Annotated in this window: 18 protein-coding genes and 2 pseudogenes; 15 read left to right on the forward strand and 5 right to left on the reverse strand. The window is 55.5% G+C overall.

The features are described from left to right. Positions 1-461 precede the first annotated feature (461 nt). From ACOYW1_RS27525 to ACOYW1_RS27535, 3 genes and pseudogenes are all read right to left on the reverse strand, one after another. Positions 462-908 carry a methylglyoxal synthase gene (locus tag ACOYW1_RS27525; protein ID WP_482418584.1) on the reverse strand — a complete coding sequence of 149 codons (447 nt, stop codon included), beginning with the start codon at positions 906-908 and terminating at the stop codon, positions 462-464. 250 nt (positions 909-1158) lie between these two features. After that, positions 1159-1671: an amino acid--tRNA ligase-related protein gene (locus tag ACOYW1_RS27530; RefSeq protein ID WP_482420502.1), complete on the reverse strand. Its 513-nt coding sequence runs from the start codon at positions 1669-1671 to the stop codon at positions 1159-1161. 77 nt (positions 1672-1748) lie between these two features. Then, positions 1749-2519, reverse strand: a pseudogene (locus ACOYW1_RS27535) (amino acid--tRNA ligase-related protein); the annotation flags it as partial. Positions 2520-2802: 283 nt separating this feature from the next. Between ACOYW1_RS27535 and ACOYW1_RS27540 the strand changes: the two are divergent. The 15 genes and pseudogenes from ACOYW1_RS27540 (at position 2803) to ACOYW1_RS27610 (ending at position 14520) form a co-directional block, all read left to right on the forward strand. Next, on the forward strand, positions 2803-5331 hold the full coding sequence (locus ACOYW1_RS27540) for a TIGR03960 family B12-binding radical SAM protein (protein ID WP_482420503.1): 2529 nt from the start codon (positions 2803-2805) through the stop codon (positions 5329-5331). 28 nt (positions 5332-5359) lie between these two features. After that, positions 5360-6559, forward strand: a complete 1200-nt coding sequence (locus tag ACOYW1_RS27545; RefSeq protein WP_482420504.1) for an Rne/Rng family ribonuclease — start codon at positions 5360-5362, stop codon at positions 6557-6559. Between the two features lie 53 nt (positions 6560-6612). Then, entirely contained in the window at positions 6613-6870 is a 258-nt protein-coding gene (locus ACOYW1_RS27550) for a hypothetical protein (RefSeq protein WP_482420505.1), read from the forward strand. Positions 6871-6971: 101 nt separating this feature from the next. Beyond that, positions 6972-7106: a 50S ribosomal protein L34 gene (rpmH, locus tag ACOYW1_RS27555; RefSeq protein WP_180138223.1), complete on the forward strand. Its 135-nt coding sequence runs from the start codon at positions 6972-6974 to the stop codon at positions 7104-7106. Between the two features lie 145 nt (positions 7107-7251). Further along, positions 7252-7608: a ribonuclease P protein component gene (gene rnpA / locus ACOYW1_RS27560; protein ID WP_180138225.1), complete on the forward strand. Its 357-nt coding sequence runs from the start codon at positions 7252-7254 to the stop codon at positions 7606-7608. Beyond that, positions 7565-7813: a membrane protein insertion efficiency factor YidD gene (gene yidD / locus ACOYW1_RS27565; RefSeq protein WP_425484394.1), complete on the forward strand. Its 249-nt coding sequence runs from the start codon at positions 7565-7567 to the stop codon at positions 7811-7813. Before rnpA ends, yidD begins: the two co-directional genes overlap by 44 nt. Before the next feature lie 262 nt (positions 7814-8075). After that, complete coding sequence (gene yidC, locus ACOYW1_RS27570; RefSeq protein ID WP_482420506.1) at positions 8076-8468, forward strand: membrane protein insertase YidC; 393 nt, start codon at positions 8076-8078, stop codon at positions 8466-8468. Further along, complete coding sequence (yidC, locus tag ACOYW1_RS27575) at positions 8440-9684, forward strand: membrane protein insertase YidC (RefSeq protein WP_482420507.1); 1245 nt, start codon at positions 8440-8442, stop codon at positions 9682-9684. The genes yidC (ACOYW1_RS27570) and yidC (ACOYW1_RS27575) overlap by 29 nt, the downstream gene beginning before the upstream one ends. A gap of 15 nt (positions 9685-9699) precedes the next feature. Next, positions 9700-10515 (forward strand): RNA-binding cell elongation regulator Jag/EloR, encoded by an 816-nt coding sequence (gene jag, locus ACOYW1_RS27580; RefSeq protein WP_482420508.1) that lies wholly within the window; start codon positions 9700-9702, stop codon positions 10513-10515. Between the two features lie 330 nt (positions 10516-10845). Beyond that, positions 10846-11934, forward strand: coding sequence for a tRNA uridine-5-carboxymethylaminomethyl(34) synthesis GTPase MnmE (gene mnmE / locus ACOYW1_RS27585; RefSeq protein WP_482420509.1), 1089 nt, complete (start codon positions 10846-10848; stop codon positions 11932-11934). Next, the gene (locus ACOYW1_RS27590; RefSeq protein WP_482420510.1) at positions 11931-12224 is read left to right on the forward strand and encodes a hypothetical protein; all 294 of its coding nucleotides are present in this window, start codon (positions 11931-11933) and stop codon (positions 12222-12224) included. The genes mnmE and ACOYW1_RS27590 overlap by 4 nt, the downstream gene beginning before the upstream one ends. Positions 12225-12360: 136 nt before the next feature. Beyond that, positions 12361-13011 (forward strand): YkgJ family cysteine cluster protein, encoded by a 651-nt coding sequence (locus ACOYW1_RS27595; RefSeq protein ID WP_482418591.1) that lies wholly within the window; start codon positions 12361-12363, stop codon positions 13009-13011. Continuing rightward, a complete protein-coding gene (locus ACOYW1_RS27600) occupies positions 13008-13388 on the forward strand; it encodes a hypothetical protein (RefSeq protein ID WP_246317736.1) in 381 nt (126 codons plus the stop codon). The genes ACOYW1_RS27595 and ACOYW1_RS27600 overlap by 4 nt, the downstream gene beginning before the upstream one ends. Before the next feature lie 441 nt (positions 13389-13829). Next, positions 13830-14303 (forward strand): annotated as a pseudogene (locus ACOYW1_RS27605) (50S ribosomal protein L11 methyltransferase); the annotation flags it as partial. 4 nt (positions 14304-14307) lie between these two features. After that, complete coding sequence (locus tag ACOYW1_RS27610; RefSeq protein WP_482423836.1) at positions 14308-14520, forward strand: 50S ribosomal protein L11 methyltransferase; 213 nt, start codon at positions 14308-14310, stop codon at positions 14518-14520. A 609-nt stretch (positions 14521-15129) separates the two neighbouring features. Here ACOYW1_RS27610 and ACOYW1_RS27615 read toward each other — a convergent pair. Together ACOYW1_RS27615 and ACOYW1_RS27620 are read right to left on the reverse strand one after the other, a co-directional pair. Next, the gene (locus ACOYW1_RS27615) at positions 15130-15477 is read right to left on the reverse strand and encodes a TraR/DksA family transcriptional regulator (protein ID WP_482420511.1); all 348 of its coding nucleotides are present in this window, start codon (positions 15475-15477) and stop codon (positions 15130-15132) included. Continuing rightward, entirely contained in the window at positions 15474-16082 is a 609-nt protein-coding gene (locus tag ACOYW1_RS27620) for an HAD family hydrolase (protein WP_482420512.1), read from the reverse strand. The genes ACOYW1_RS27615 and ACOYW1_RS27620 overlap by 4 nt, the downstream gene beginning before the upstream one ends. Between the last annotated feature and the right edge of the window lie 221 nt (positions 16083-16303).

Genomic DNA, 16303 nt, shown 5'->3' on the forward strand with positions numbered 1-16303 from the left:
GGTGGGGCACCTGGAAACCCTATGGCGAATGCATGGAGACAGACATGATGCACTTGGTTTCGAGGCATTCGCGCGTGGTGTGACATGTGACAACCGGTTTTGCAGGAGAGGTCCATGTCATTCCTCTGAAGTAACGACTCAGCTTGCCTCCGGCAGGTCGCTTTTTGGGGCAAAGTGCATCCGCAGTTTACTTTCAAGGTGGCATACTTTGTCGCCAGAGCCCATTTCGGTCAACGCTAAGCGAATCGCGAATATCTTTTATCAGGTTTTTGCTCGTTTATAGGCTTCGCCTTTGAAGCATGTCATCCACAGTGCTGTTAAGTCACGGGCGAAGCCCGTCAGCGGATGTGACGGGGCGAGGGATGAGCCCCGGAGCATTCGCAACCTGCTTTCGAGGTGTTTTCGCAATAGTGGCTTCGCCACCCTCGCCGCCGGAGGCATGTTTTTCGCTGCTTTTTTTGTTATGTGTCAGCCTGGACGGCTCGGTTGATGTGGGCGGTGTAATCTGGTTGGGCTGATTCATAGGGCGAGCTGAACCAGCGGCTGGTGACAAAAAAGTCTGCCGAGGCCTGGTTGCAGGCGATGGGGATGTTGTGGACGGCGGAGATGCGCAGGAGGGCTTTGACGTCCACGTCGTGGGGCTGGGCGGTCATGGGGTCCCAGAAGAAGATGAGCATGTCCAGGCCGTCGTTGACGATGAGGTTGCCCAGCTCCAGGTCCCCGCCCAGGGGCCCGCTCTTCAGGCAGGTCACTTCAAGGCCCACCTCTGAGGTCAGGAGCCCGCCGGTTGTGCCGGTGCCGTAGAGCTCATGCTTTTCCAGTTCCGCTTTGTGGGTCAAGGCCCAGGCCATCATCTTGGGTTTCATCTCATCGTGCGCCACAAGGGCAATCCGTTTCCTGGCTTCCATATCTCTCCTCATTTCTGAAAAACGGTTTTCATGGTCAAACAGGGGAAACAAGCCTCCGGCGGCCCTGCCGGGGGCCAAACTTTTGAAAAGTTTGACAAACAGGTTTTAAAGCATCATTTCGCGGCTACGCCGAAACAATTCAGACACTTTCCCAGCAGTTCTTTTTTTGCGGCTTGTCACGGCGTAGCTTGTTTTTACGGAGCCATAGGGTTTCCAGGTGCCCCCACCTGGGCCGCCGGAGGCTTGCTTTCTAAAAATCGATGCTTCCCGGGGTTCTGGGGAAGGCGATGACGTCGCGGATGTTGGTGATGCCGGTGAGGAGCATGAGCAGCCGCTCGAAGCCCAGTCCGAAGCCGCTGTGGGGGACTGAGCCGAAGCGGCGGGAGTCCAGATACCACCAGTACTCCTCTTCGGGCAGGTTCATCTCGGCCATGCGTTTGCGCAGGACATCTTCCCGCTCTTCCCTCTGGCTTCCGCCCACGAGCTCGCCGATGCGTGGGACCAGAAGGTCCATGGCGGCCACGGTTTCGTCGTCATCGTTGACCCGCATGTAAAAAGGCTTGATCCCTTTGGGGTAGTTGTAGACAAAGACCGGCTTTTTAAAGTGCTCTTCGGCCAGGTAGCGTTCGTGTTCGGACTGGAGGTCGGTGCCGAAGGAGACCGGGTACTCGAATTTTTTCTTAGCCTTTTGAAGGATCTCCACGGCCTCTTTGTAGGGCAGGCGCTCGTAGGTGTTGTCCCGCAGAGAGGTGAGGGTGGCCATGAGGGTTTTGTCCAAAAGTTTGCAAAGAGGGCGATGTCCTCGCTGCAGGTTTCAAGGACCCCTTTCACCACATATTTGATGAGGGATTCTGCCACATCCATGTTGCCGGCCAGGTCGCAGAAGGCCATCTCAGGCTCCAGCATCCAGAATTCGGCGGCGTGGCGGCTGGTGTGGGAGTTTTCTGCACGGAAGGTGGGGCCGAAGGTGTAGACATCTCCCAGGGCCAGGGCCATCATCTCAGCGGAGAGCTGGCCAGAGACGGTGAGGTTGGTCTCTTTGCCGAAAAAATCTTCGGAGGCTGGTGTGGTTCCCTTGACCGTGGTGATGCGGAACATTTCGCCCGCGCCTTCGCAGTCCGACCCGGTAATGACGGGGGTGTGGATCAGGAAAAATCCCTCTTCCTCGAAAAAGCGGTGAATCAGGTGGCTGGTGCGGGAGCGGATTCGCATGATGGCCCCGTATTTGTTGGTACGGGCCCTTAAGTGGGCGATGGTGCGCAGGAACTCGTCGCTGTGTCGTTTTTTCTGTAAGGGGTAGGCGTCTCCTCCGGAGCCTCCGACGAACTCCAGGGCATGGGAGCGGATCTCAAAGGCCTGGCCCTTGCCGGGGGAGGGGACCATCTCTCCGGTGACGGCAACGGCCGCTCCGGTGGAGAGGTCGGGGAGGTGTTCGGAGCCGGGGCTGCCTGCGTCCACGATCACCTGGATGGAGGCCAGGCAGGAGCCGTCGTTGATTTCAAGAAAAGAGAACTCTTTGGTGTCGCGCCGGGTGCGGACCCAACCTTTTATCAGGACTTTTTCCAGGGGAGCTGTTCGTGCCAGAAGCGCCTTGATTTTTGTTCGATTCATAAAACACCTGTGTGTTGGTTGGTTCGTGTAATTAAAGGTAGACCGTAGTGTAATACCCAGGCCCACCCCGGACAACAAGAAAGATTTATCACGGGGTTGTCACATGTGCAGACGGCCAGAATGTTTGTCCCCCGGCAGGGCCGCCGGAGCCAAAAATCTAAATGCGTTAACCCTGGGGATTTAGCATATGGTATTTTATTGAAATGTGGTCTATTATGAAATGTTTACAATTCGATGTAAAATAAAACCCTCAAGATTTCAGAAGGTTATAAAATAACGTAACATGGACGATACAACGATTCAAGATATCCTCACCGAGGTGGCCCAGCCGAGCCGTTATCTGGGGACCGAGGTGAACCGTGTGGTGAAAAACCCGGAAGCCGTGGACCTGCATATGGTGCTGGCGTTTCCGGACCTTTACGATATCGGCACCTCCCATTTCGGGATCCAGATTCTCTATGCCCTGCTCAACAAGCGGGAGAACATTTATGCCGAGCGCGTGTTTGCCCCGGCACCGGACATGGAGGCCCTGCTCAAAGAGAAGGGAGAGCCTCTCTTCTCCCTGGAGACACGGACGCCCCTGGGTGACTTTGATGTGGTGGGGTTCAGCCTCCTCTACGAGCTGAACTACACCAGCGTCCTGACCATGCTGGACCTGTCCGGGATTCCCTTCCTTGCCAAGGACCGGGATGCATCCCATCCCCTGGTGATCGCAGGGGGCCCCTGCACCTTCAACCCCGAGCCCGTGGCCGATATTTTCGACTTTTTGATTATTGGGGACGGGGAAGAGGCGTTGGTGGAGGTGGCCGAGGCCATTGCCGTCTGGCGCAAGAGCGGTGCGGACAAAGAGGCCCTGCTCAGCCAGGTGGAGCAGATCGCCGGGGTTTACGTGCCTTCGCGATTTGATGTGAGTTACGAGGCCATGGGCGACGAAGGCGCCACGGTGGCCGTGGTCAAGCCCAGGAACCCGTCGGTTCCCAGGGTAAAACGGGCCATTGTCCCTGAGCTTTCCAAGGACTCCTTTCCTGAAAAGCCGGTGATTCCCTTTGGCAAGCCTGTGCATGACCGGCTTCGCCTTGAGATTTCCCGGGGATGCACCCGCGGCTGTCGTTTCTGCCAGGCCAGCATGATTTACCGGCCGGTGAGGGAGCGCAGCGTGGACGATCTCTTGAGCTTAAGCGGCGAATCCCTTGAGACCACGGGGTACAACGACATCTCCCTTCTCTCTTTAAGTACCGGGGACTACGAGCAGCTGGCCCAGCTCATGCGGGGGATCACCTCGGGGTGCTGTGCCGATGGGGAGAAGGTGGCGGTTTCCCTTCCTTCCATCCGGGCGGGCCGCCTGACCGGTGAGCTCATGGAGATCATCAAGAACGTTCGCAAGACCGGGTTTACCATCGCCCCGGAAGCGGGGACCCAGCGCCTTCGGGACGTGATTAACAAGGGGATCTCCGAAGAGGACATCATCGGCACGGTGAAGAGCGCCTTTGAACTGGGCTGGACCACCATCAAGCTCTACTTCATGATCGGGCTTCCCACGGAAACCGATGAAGACCTCCAGGGCATTGTGGATCTGGTGAAGACCTTGCGCGGTCTTACCCGGAACAAGAGGGCGGCCATCAACGTGAGTGTCTCCACCTTTATTCCCAAGCCCCACTCGGTGTTTCAGTGGGAGGGGCAGATTACCCGGGACGAGGCGTGGGAGAAGATCTGCTGGCTCAAAGAGAGCCTACGCATGCGCGGTGTGACCCTGAAGTGGGGAAGCACGGACATCAGCTGGCTGGAGGGGATCTGGTCCCGCGGGGACCGTCGCCTGACCTCCCTGTTGATCCGGGCCTGGGAAAAGGGATGCCGCCTTGATGGCTGGAGCGAGTACATGGACCTTGGGCTCTGGCGTGAGGCCGTTGAAGAGGAAGGGCTGAACTGGGATCTTTTATGCCGTCGCCATCGCAGCCTGGACGAGCCGTTGCCCTGGGATCACATCGACTCCGGAGTCACCAAGGCGTACCTGAAGAAGGAGAGGGCAAGGGCCCTGTGTGCCTCCCTGACCCCGGACTGCCGCTACGGAGACTGTTCCGGTTGCGGGATCTGCGATTTCAAGACCATCCGGCCCGTGATCTGCGCTCCCCTGGAAGACGAGGCTCCGGCTGCCCCGGTTCAGGCCTCTGAACCGGGCCCCTTCGTGAAGTACAGCATGGCCTATACCAAGGTGGGCAATGCCCGTTTTTTCGGTCACCTGGAGCTGGTCAACATCGTCACCAAGGCCTTTCGTCGGGCCGGCCTTACCATCGAAAAGTCTCACGGGTACAACCCCCGGCCCCGGATTACCTTTTCCGATCCCATGCCCCTGGGCATGGAGAGCCTGGAGGAGACGTTCGTGGTTTCCGTGGCCTCTGAGCTCTCTTCATGTGAGATAAAAAATAAATTGAACCAACATCTTGTTGAAGGAATAGAAATTCGGGATATCAAGCCCTTTGTTAAATCCAAAGGCCCGAAAGACGATACGTTCAGATACAAGGTACACGCGCGATCTGATCTTTTTGATGCCCATTGTTTAAGTAAATTTATGGAATTAAATAATTTTATAATTGAAAAAAAGGGCAAAAAAGGAAATATAAAAGAGGTTGATTTGAAGCTGTTTGTCAGAGGGGTGGAGATCCATTCCCCCTCTCAGTTGACCATCGATCTGAAAGGGATTGATGGTGTGGTCATCCGTCCTGATCTCGCAGTGAAGCATATTTTCTCCCTTGCCGATGACGCCGCTGCTCACCTGGGTCTGGTAAAAATCTGCCGGATTGACGAAGTCTCTTAACCCGATAACCGAATCGTGGTCCCTATACATGTACAAGGAACTGGTTGTTAACGTAACGGAACAGGAGACCCGTGTGGCCCTCCTGGAAGATGGTAATATCGTTGAGCTTTTTGTGGAGCGCGGCGATGATACCAACATCAACGGCAATATCTATAAAGGCCGTGTGCAGCGTGTCCTGCCGGGCATGCAGGCCGCCTTTGTGGATATCGGCCTCAACCAGGCGGCCTTCATCTATGTGGACGACGTTCAGAAGAAGCAGAACATCGGGGAACACGAGGCGCCGTACAGTGAAAACGGCAACAAGGAGTTTGCCCCGGACAACACCGGCCGGCAGATTCCCATTGAAGAGCTGCTCCGTGAGGGCCAGGAGATCATGGTCCAGGTGGTCAAGTCCCCCATCGGCACCAAGGGGGCCCGCATCACCACCTACATCTCCCTGCCGGGCCGTTACCTGGTGCTCATGCCCAACGTGGACCACATCGGTATCTCCAAGCGCATTTCCAGCGAGGAGGAGCGCACCCGTTTGCGGGACCTGATCAGCGACAAGCGGGATGTCCCTTACGGGTATATTTTTCGCACCGCAGGGGAAGGGATCGCCGAAGAGCAGCTCAAGCGGGAGATGGATCTTCTGGTCAACTCCTGGGAGAACATCAAGAAACGGTACCGGAGCTTTTCGGCTCCCTACCGTCTCCACCGAGACCTCACCGTGACCTTTCGCGCCATTCGGGACCTGTTGACCCACGAGGCGGACCGCCTTACCATCGACAACAAGTTCGGGTTCGATTCGGTGAACAACTTCATCCGAAAGATCATGCCCGAGCTCAAGGTGAAGGTGGAGTACTACGATCGGTCCGAGCCTATTTTTGAGGCCTTCAACCTGGAAGGGGATATCACCCGTGCCCTGAAAAAGAAGGTGTGGCTCAAGTGCGGGGGGTACATTGTCATCGAGCAGACCGAGGCGTTGACCTCCATCGACGTCAACACCGGTCGCTACGTGGGCAAGCACAACTTTGAAGAGACCATTTTCAAGACCAACCTGGAGGCGATCCGGGAAATTTCCGCCCAGGTGCGCCTCCGGAACATCGGGGGAATCATCATCCTCGATTTTATCGACATGGAGAATCTGGAGAACCGGGAGCGTGTCTTTGAGTCCTTGAAGGAGGCGTTTAAAAAGGACAAGTGCCGGACAAACATCCTTCCCATGAGCGAGATCGGGTCTACCAGATGACCCGAAAGCGGGTAAGAAAATCGTTGACCCGGATGCTCTGTGAGGAGTGTCCTTTGTGTTACGGGGACGGATACACCATCTCAAAAACCACCATCTCCCAGAAGATCTATCGGGAGATCCATCGTCACGCCCGGGACATGATGGGGGATATTTTTACCCTCAAGGTGAGTGAAGAGATGGCCGATTACCTGCATCGAGACGAGGTCAGCACCATCAGCGCCATAGAGTACCGGCTGGGAAAGAAAATCGAAATCTATCCCATCCGCCGTTTTCACCGTGAAGAGTTTGAACTCACCGAGAAATTCAAGTAAAATATGGCTGTTGACACCCGTCGCATTTTATGATTAAGTTACCGGGTTTATTTTAACGTCACAAAAGTGTGAAATCAAACGTAAAATAGGGGTATTCACATATGAAACGAACATTTCAGCCAAGCAACCTTAAGCGATCCAGAAAGCACGGTTTTATGAATCGTATGTCCACTCCCGGTGGTCGTCGTATTATCAAGCGTCGTCGTGCGAAAGGCCGTAAGCGCCTGTCCGCCTGATACGCACTTGATTTTTATGATGCCTTCGTTAAAGGGTAGCTCCGAGGGCCTCGTTTGGGGGATCGGCAGGCCGGTAACGGCTTGCTTTACGGTCCGCCGGAACGAGGCACGACGGAGTGTACGATGATACAGGGATACATAAGACTTGCGAGCGAACGCCTTTACAAAAGAGCTGAGGATTCTCAAGAGACATCAGTTCCAGGAACTCTACCGAAAAGGGGCAGCCGTCCATAACCGCCACTTCGTTGCCAATATCCTGGAAAACAACCTTCAGACATCCCGCATAGGCATCACTGTATCAAAAAAGGTTGGGGGTGCTGTCACGCGTAACCGCATCAAACGGATTGTACGCGAGTATTTTCGGAAAAACGGTCGACACTTTTTTGAGAATCGGGATATCCAACTTATTGCCAAGCGCACAGCGGCTCAACTCAGCAATAAAGAGACCCTTTTATCCCTTGAGCATATTTTTCAAAAAATTAAAGCAAGTACTGAGTCTTAAGCAGGTCTTTGTCGGATTGATAAAGGCCTATCAGTATTTGATCTCCCCTTTGATTGGTCCCAGATGCCGTTTTTATCCCACATGTTCGGCATACGCCATTGAGGCCTATGAACGGTATGGAATCCTTAAGGGGTCCTTTTTGGCGGTGAAACGCATTCTCAAGTGCCACCCGTTTCATCCCGGAGGGTTCGACCCGCTTCCATAAAATCCTTCATCAGAGCTTCAGCACCCACCCACCGACCAGAAGAACCCGCAAACACCCGATGATCACGCCAGCCCCTCTGCGCATGAATGGCTGTGCCGTGCATCATCCGTAATATTACGAAACCGTCCAGAAGATTCCAGCGCCCGGCAACAGGCACCTTGATGTTGCACCATTTGTGAACCCACGGGGCAGGGACGGGCCATTGGCACATGAACAAGGCACCATCTTTCTTATACAAAGAAGATGAACAACGGAGAACCTAATGGAACAAGTCAGACTCTTTGCAGCAATCATTCTTTCCATCATTGTGTTTGTAGGGTGGAACTTTCTCTTTCCCCCCCAAAAGCCCGTGGACGTTCCCCAGGAGACACAGGTGGAACAACCCGTGGCCCAACCCGGGGAGCCGGCAGCACCTGCCGTGGATATCAAGCCTGTGACGGTGGTGGCGGAAAACATCACCGTGGTGGAGTCTCCCCTTTACCGCATCGAGTTCACCAACCGCGGAGCCGCGGTTAAACGGTTCGAACTGAAGAAATACAAAGAGACCCTGAAAGGGGACGCCTTTAAAAACCTCGTGCCCGAGGCAGCCACTAACCGTCAACCTGGCAATGGTGACGGGCAGCGGTGTGGAAGGCGCAGTGGATGCCCTGTTTGAAGTGGACAAGGAAAAGGTTCTGGTCGGCGAGAACGGTGCCAGCCTTACCTACCGCTGGGTCAGCGCCTCCGGCGTGGAAGTGGTCCGCAGCTTCAACTTCAGCCCGGACTCCTACGACATCGGCTCCACGGTGACCCTGCGCAACGGAAGCTCCCTTGCCATCAACGATAACCTGGCCTTCGGCCTGATCTCCACGGTGGAAGGCGGCAGGACCTACGGGTTCGAAGGTCCCAGCGGTTTTGTGGACGGCCACCTTGAAAACGTCAAGGTGAAGAAGATCGAGGACAAGAACCTTTTTAAAGGGAACGTGGAGTGGGTGGCCCAGCAGAGCCGCTACTTTATGACCGCCGTCATTCCCAAGGGTGTTGCCGGTACCTCCATGGCCCTGGCCGACAACAGCGGGGTGATCACCGCAGCCATGAACCTGCCCACGGGCATGATCCAGCCCGGCGGGGAGAAGACCCTCACCGTGGACATCCTGGCAGCCCCCAAGAGCTACCGCATGCTCAAGAAGCTCGATTCTTCCGTGCACAAGGCGGTGAACTTCGGCTGGTTTGACATCATCGCCAAGCCCTGCCTCAGCCTGATGAACCTGATCCACGATCATGTGATTGCCAACTACGGCATCGCCATTATCCTTTTGACCATTCTCATCAAGCTGATCTTCTGGCCCCTTGGCAACAAGAGCTACACCTCCATGCACGAGATGAAAAAGCTCCAGCCCATCATGGCCAAACTCCGGGAGAAGTACAAAGACGACAAGCAGCGCATGAACCAGGAGGTGATGGCCCTGTACAAGACCTACAAGGTCAACCCCATGAGCGGCTGTTTGCCCCTGGTGGTGCAGATGCCCATCTTCTTTGCCCTCTACCGCATGCTCTACTCCGCGGTTGAGCTGCGTCACGCTCCGTTTTTCGGATGGATCACCGACCTGTCCGCTCCGGACCGTCTCTTCCATTTCGGGTTCAACATCCCCATGATGGCCGAGCCCTCCGGGATTCCGGTCCTGACGCTTCTGATGGGTGCCACCATGTTTCTCCAGCAGAAGATGTCCCCCTCCACCGGGGATCCCACCCAGGCCAAGATGATGATGATGATGCCCCTCGTGATGACGGTTATCTTCGTGAACTTTTCATCCGGGCTCGTACTCTACTGGCTTGTAAACAACATCCTTTCGATTTCTCAGCAGTACTATATCACCAAGAAACTCTCGTAACCTCTGGAGGAGTGTATGAATTCGCTTAGGGAATTTGAGGGCAGAACCGTGGAAAAAGCCATTGATGCTGCCTTGCAGGAACTCGATATCCCGAGAGAGGAGCTGGACTACAACGTGGTGACCAAGGGGAGTGCCGGTCTGTTCGGCCTCTTCGGGGCCAAAAAAGCCAAGATCTCCGTGACCCTCAAACAGACCCGGGCCAAGCAGGGCCGGGCAGCCAAATCCCTCGTAGACGAGGCCTTCGGGACTCCCAAGTCCGAGGAACGCACCACTGCGGAACCCGATGGCTTCAAAGGGGAAGACCGCACCTACGAGTACACCGAGCGGACCTTTGAAGAGGGATTTTTCAAAGGACTCACACCTGCCGAGGCGGGTGTGGAGATTTTAAAAGAGATCGCCTCCTTTATTTCCGAGGAGTCCGAGATCGCCTACAGCGTGGAAGGGGATATCCTCACCTACAACGTCACCGGCGGCAACGCGGCCGTGATGATCGGTAAAAAAGGCCAGACCCTCGAAGCGATCCAGTACCTGTTGGACAAGATCATCAACAAGCACAGTATGGAGCGTGTGCGGGTCCAGGTGGACATCGAAGGCTACCTGGAGATGCGCAAGGAAAAACTCCGTCAGCACGCCCAGCGCATGGCTGAAAAGGTCAAGAAAACAGGCAAGCCCCACACCATCGGGCACATGTCTTCCCACGACCGCCGCATCATCCATCTTACCCTGAAGGATGATCGCGGAGTGCGGACCCAGTCCATGGGCGAGGGATACTACCGACGCCTTGTGATTTTCCCCAAGAGGAATAAGGGAATGCGCAATAAAAACAGATAGATAATCTGGATTTTGACGCTATTAAAGCCCGTTTGGCCGTTCCCCGGTCAAACGGGCTTTTTTTATGGTCGCCCCGCAGGCGACGTGGTAGTTTAAATGTGATAAATTTCCTTTGTGACGTGGTCTCCCTTTGCCTCCGGCGGGTCGCTTTTTTGAAAAAAAGCTCCGCAAAAAACTTTTCTAATGTAAAAAAGGGGAAATTATTTCGGCGGAGCCTGGAAAGGCTTGCTTAAGACCTGTTTGTCAAACTTTTTAAAAGTTTGGCCCCCGGCAGGGCCGCCGGAGGCATTATGATCAGCAGGTATAACAACACAACAGCAGAAAAGAGCTATGAGCTATTTGGATCTTGATACCATTGCAGCCATTGCCACGCCCGTTGGGCGTGGCGGCATCGGCATTATAAGGGTCTCCGGACAGAAGGCCGTTTCTATTGCCATGACCTTTTTCAGGTCCGCCTCCGGCGTCACCAACCCCAAGAGTCACCGGGTCTATTACGGCACCTTTGAGGACGGCAAAGGGGTCGCCTTGGATGAGGTGATCCTTTTTTACATGAAAGGACCCAAGTCTTATACGGCTGAGGATTGCGTGGAGATCCAGTCCCACGCCAGCCCCGTGGTCATGCGTCAGATCCTGGACCTTCTCATCGAAGCCGGAGCACGCCTTGCCGAGCCCGGGGAGTTCACCAAGCGAGCCTACTTGAACGGGCGCATCAACCTCTCCCAGGCCGAGGCCGTTATCGATTTGATCAACGCCCGGACCACCACCTCCCATGAGATGGCCATCTCCATGGTGAAAGGAGAGCTCGGAGAGGCCGTTGCAGGCCTTCGGGAGACCCTTAAGCAGATTTCCGTTACCCTGGAGGCGATCCTTGATTTTCCCGATGACGTGGATGAAGAGATCCAGGCCGAGGCCATTCGGGACCAGCTTTCCGGCTCCGTGGTTCCCACCCTGGTCTCACTCATCGAGAATTTCGATCAGTCGGATATTTTCCGTCATGGGATCCGCGTGGTCATTGCAGGCCCCCCCAACTCCGGAAAATCGAGCCTGCTGAACCGCCTCTCCGGACAGGACCGGGCCATTGTCACCAATGTGCCGGGCACCACCCGGGACCTCATCGAAGAGTTTATTCACATCGACGGCATTGCTTTTCAGGTCACCGATACCGCTGGGATCCGGCATACCGATGATCCTGTGGAGAAGATCGGCATCGAGCGGACCCTCTCCAGCATCGAGGCCTCGGACCTGGTTCTCTATCTGGTGGACGGGTCTGAAGGGTTGGGGGGCGAGTCCGTTGAGCAGATCCGGGAGCATGTGGCCACCCGCCAGTGTCTTGTGCTGGTGAACAAGGCCGATCTGACCCCCGGGGGGGCGGCCAACGGGCCATGCCGCAGGGCATTGAATACCTGGTGGTTTCTGTGAAGACCGGGGAGGGGCTTACCGCTGTCAAGGAGGCGGTGGTGGCCAGGATCCTGGCCCGGCTTCCCGAGGACCGCAGCGCCCTGGTTCCCAACAGGCGGCAGGTGGCCCTGGTAAGAAAGGCTTTAAATAATGTGGAAAATGCTGTAGAGGGTATAGATTCTCATCTCTCTTTTGATGCCATCAGCATCGACATCCGTTCGGCCATGGACCTGATGGGTGAGATCCTGGGCGAGGAGGTTCAGGTGGATATTCTGGATGAGATCTTCAGTAATTTCTGTATTGGAAAATAGACCGGCGCCTGCGGAAGGTGGCCGGTTGTTTCACGTGAAACATTGATTACCCAGGACAAGGGCAGGACCGTCATGGGGACTGCCGACCCTTTTGGGGTGACGGCATCCTGGGCCAAAGATATAGGATGGAATGGTCATGGATTTTTCAGAGGCATTTACCCGTTACGAAGCGCTGGTGGATCAGGTCGGCCAGGTGTTCACCAAGGTCAGCTCAGAGTTTCCCACCGAGGTGACCTGCAAGGCCGGTTGCGACGATTGCTGCCATGCCCTGTTCGACCTCACCTTTGTGGAGGCCCTCTACATCAAAAGCAAGTTTGATGAGCAGTTCACGGGCAAGGCCCGCTTTGAGATCACCGAACGTGCCAACACCGTGGATCGGGCTCTGGCCAAGCTCAAGAAAGAAGCGTACAAGCGCCATGAAGCCGGAGAGACAGATGCGGCCATCATCGAAGAGGTCTCCAAAGCGCGCATGCGCTGCCCCCTTCTCGGGGAAGAGGGGACCTGCCTGATGTACGACTACCGTCCCATCGCCTGCCGGGTGTACGGGATCCCCACCTCCGCAGGGGGCCAGGGACACACCTGCGGTCTCTCCGGGTTTGACCAGGGCAAGGCTTACCCCACCCTCAACATGGATCTGGTTTACAACCGTCTCTACAAAGTCTCAGCGGAACTGGTGAGAAAGCTCGACTCCCGTTTCACCAAGATGGGAAGCGTGCTCATGCCCCTGTCCATGGTCCTGTTAACCGATTTCAACGAAGAGTACTTAGGGGTGGAGGTCAAGGTATGAGCACCGTCGGCATGACCCACAACGAGTTTACCGATGAGGAGGTCGAGGCCAAGAAGAAGGCCATCTTCGACTCCATGGGAAAACGGGGCCAGAAGATGATCATGAAGCAGGGCTACGAGAACTGGAACCCTTTTGGTGATCCCAAGGACCCCCTGGATATCCGGGTGGACGGTTCCGAGCGCACCGTGGACCAGCTCATCCGCGAGTTCCTGGCCGAGGTGGGTCCCGAAAATCCGTCCAATCAGTACTCCCAGTCGGTCATGGAGATGGCCATGGGGGTGATGAACAACACCGACAAGGTGCGCGCTGCCTTTGAATTTGTTCACTGGTACGACGAGCTCTTGAAAAAAGAGGGGAAGACCCTGACCTTTGATTAATCAGGGGAGCAATAAGCCTCCGGCGGCAAGGTGTGCCACCTTGAAAGCAGGGTGCGGATGCGTTTAAATGACAGTTATAAACATGTTTTTTATGACCTGTTTGTTAGACCCAAGGGAACTATTCAGCTCCCAAAAAATGCCTCCAGCGCTCCTGCCGGGGGCCAATCTTTCACCACTTTTATGGACTGGGTTTGACAAACAGGTCTTACGAACCACGTGGACCGTCCGTAAGCTTTCGGCGAACCGGCTGTTTTAACCATAACGGCCATTCAACCGGAACGTTTTTACGGAGCTTTTTTCAATAAGCGAGCCGCCCGAGGCAAAGCAGGGAACTGTATGGAAACGATCTGTGTTGATGATGTTGTGATTGCCCATGTAAATGGGACCACCCGTTCCCTGACACCCGCTGAGATCATGGCCACCCTCATGGCCGATCACGGCATGAACCGACGGACGGCCCGGGCCTGTCTGACCCGCTGCGTGGAGAACAACCATCTCGCCTATCGCCAGCAGCTGGGACGCACCGTGGTGGTTCCGTCCCTCAACCGGTACCATCCCCTGGTCCCGGGGGTTGTTCTGGCCCCGCCCCACCTTCCTTCCTCCACCGACGGTTTCTGTTGCATCACCATGAAAGAGGGGATCAGTTTCGGCAACGGAACCCACCCCACCACCCGCCTCTGTGCGGAGTTTATGACCACTGCACACAACAACGGTTCCCATTGGGACCGTGCTCTGGACCTGGGAACCGGCACCGGGGTGCTCTCCCTTCTGGCCATCAAGCTCGGGTGCTCCCATGTGGACGCCACGGAGATTGATCCCATTGCCATGCACGATGCCCGGGAAAACGCCGTGCTCAACGGGTGCTCCCACTGTCTTCACGTCCATCACGCCGATGGGTTTTTGTCTGACTACAATTATGATGTGGTCACGCAACCTGAGATACCCCACCTTGATCTCCCTGGAGGACTCCATCCACCGGTGGACTGCACCGGGAGGGGATCTGGTTCTGTCGGGCATCAAGTCAGGGGAAGAGGGCAGGGTGATAGAGGCTTACGCGTCTCATTTTGATCTCAAAGCGGAAAAAACCCGCCAGGGATGGGTGGGATTGCACATGAAAAAGAGCTCTCTTTGATATCTGCTTATAATTTCCCGTTTTGCCCTCTTTTCTGATTATGGATAGTTATCCCATAAAGAGGCCGAGATCTTGTGATTTTGACCAATTTCTTTATAATGCACTGATTATATACGGTTATTTGCCCGAATGTACCCGCATTTTGTGCACATTGAGGGCAGGTTTGTCCCATCCCTACCCTTTGTGATCCCCTGACATCTTTTTATCGGATCACAACCCGGGCTTTTTGGAAGCAACCCGTGAGCAGGTGCGCGGTACCGGTTGCCTTGATCTTTATGACGCGTAACCATTCAGCTCATCTTTGTCCCGGCTGTCCTGCTGGGTTCCTCATTTTAAAACGTATGACAAACAGATCTTGGCAGCGTCCTGTGTCTGCCGGGAACTTTCGGTGAGCCGATTGGTCTACCCATAACGGCCATTCGACCGGAACGTTTTTGCGGAGCTTTTTTCAAAAAGCGACCCGCCGGAGGCAATTATGAAGGGCGATTTAACAGAGGTTTTGTTGGGATAGAGCGTGGTGTTGTGGATGGTGTTTCACGTGAAACATCATCCACAGAAAGGTGTGGGGTGCCGACCAGGCCGACCGGAAGGCACCCGTGGAGAGTGTCTTTAGCTCTCCATGTCAGCGGCACAAGCCACGCAGTGGGTGGCTTCGGGTATGAGGCGCAGGCGGGCCAGGGGAATGGGCTCTTCGCAGGCAATACAGAGGCCGTAGTCCTCGTCATCCACATGGGCCAGGGCGTGCTCCAGTCGAGCGATACGCGCTTTCCTTGCCCGGGCTGAGGCTTCTCCGATGTGGCGGCTCTGCATGGCCTCCACCCGGGAGATACGCCCGATGGCACTGTCCGGGGTTACAGCGGGCTTGGTGTGTGCTTCGGTGGCAGCGAGCTCCTCTTTGAGCTGCGTGAGTTCCGATTCCATATGGGCTTTGAGTCCCTGGCGCTGAAGTGGGGTCACAGGATGTCGAGCTCCTTGAGTGTTTGAGAGAGGTTGTCCACGCCGCAGACCTGATGGGCCTTGATACCAAGGGCGCGAGCTGCGTCGATGTTGACAGGAGTATCATCGAAAAAAAGGGTCTCTTCCGGGGCCACCTGGAGGGTGTCGAGGACGTGGCAAAAGGAGGCCTTGTCAGGCTTCATGTATCCCAGTTCATGGGAGGGGAAGTTGTGGTCAAAGAACCGGTGGATGTGCAGGCTCTCGCAGAGGTTGTTCCAGTGAAGCTCGTTGGTGTTGGAAAGGGAGGCGGTCTGGTAGTCGCCGTTGAGCTCGGCCATGAGCTCATCAAACCCCGGAAAAGGCTGGGTGGTCCAGGATACAAAGGCTTCCAGAAAGGTGGGGACATCCACAGGAAGAGAGAATTCACGGATCAACTCAGCGGCAAAGGTGTCGGGTGTGATCCGACCGGTTTCAAACTCTTTTACGGCCCGGGAATTGATCCAGAGCCTCCACAGTTCTGTTTCCGTGTGGAGGCCCTTTGTCCATGAAAGCATCTGGTCCACACCGGTGAGCTGGATAAAGACGCCGCCGATATCAAAGAGCAGCAGCTTGACGGGTTGGTTCATTGGGAGCACCTCAACCAGTTGGATCGCGTTGCCACGCGATGGCTTGTGTGAAGAAAACCGATGACCCGGAGGAAACGAATCCATGGAGCCCTTCCGGGTGGCCGGAGGTTCACATGCATTGTTATCAAAAAACCAAAAAAAAAGCGCCGCTTTTTCAAGCGGCGCTTTGTGTCATCAGGGGGGGTTATCTGTCGGTGCGAGGCTTGCTCGTGTACCGGCCT

This window comes from Desulfoluna sp. CYM3A (assembly GCF_056829965.1).

What these genes read in the sequence shown, in the direction of transcription:
- ACOYW1_RS27525 (WP_482418584.1), bottom strand. Translation starts at nt 908, where the DNA reads ATGGAAGCCAGGAAACGGATTGCCCTTGTGGCGCACGATGAGATGAAA.
- ACOYW1_RS27530 (WP_482420502.1), bottom strand. Translation starts at nt 1,671, where the DNA reads ATGGCCACCCTCACCTCTCTGCGGGACAACACCTACGAGCGCCTGCCC.
- ACOYW1_RS27540 (WP_482420503.1), top strand. Translation starts at nt 2,803, where the DNA reads ATGGACGATACAACGATTCAAGATATCCTCACCGAGGTGGCCCAGCCG.
- ACOYW1_RS27545 (WP_482420504.1), top strand. Translation starts at nt 5,360, where the DNA reads ATGTACAAGGAACTGGTTGTTAACGTAACGGAACAGGAGACCCGTGTG.
- rpmH (WP_180138223.1), top strand. Translation starts at nt 6,972, where the DNA reads ATGAAACGAACATTTCAGCCAAGCAACCTTAAGCGATCCAGAAAGCAC.
- yidC (WP_482420506.1), top strand. Translation starts at nt 8,076, where the DNA reads ATGGAACAAGTCAGACTCTTTGCAGCAATCATTCTTTCCATCATTGTG.
- jag (WP_482420508.1), top strand. Translation starts at nt 9,700, where the DNA reads ATGAATTCGCTTAGGGAATTTGAGGGCAGAACCGTGGAAAAAGCCATT.
- mnmE (WP_482420509.1), top strand. Translation starts at nt 10,846, where the DNA reads ATGAGCTATTTGGATCTTGATACCATTGCAGCCATTGCCACGCCCGTT.
- ACOYW1_RS27595 (WP_482418591.1), top strand. Translation starts at nt 12,361, where the DNA reads ATGGATTTTTCAGAGGCATTTACCCGTTACGAAGCGCTGGTGGATCAG.
- ACOYW1_RS27600 (WP_246317736.1), top strand. Translation starts at nt 13,008, where the DNA reads ATGAGCACCGTCGGCATGACCCACAACGAGTTTACCGATGAGGAGGTC.
- ACOYW1_RS27610 (WP_482423836.1), top strand. Translation starts at nt 14,308, where the DNA reads ATGTGGTCACGCAACCTGAGATACCCCACCTTGATCTCCCTGGAGGAC.
- ACOYW1_RS27620 (WP_482420512.1), bottom strand. Translation starts at nt 16,082, where the DNA reads ATGAACCAACCCGTCAAGCTGCTGCTCTTTGATATCGGCGGCGTCTTT.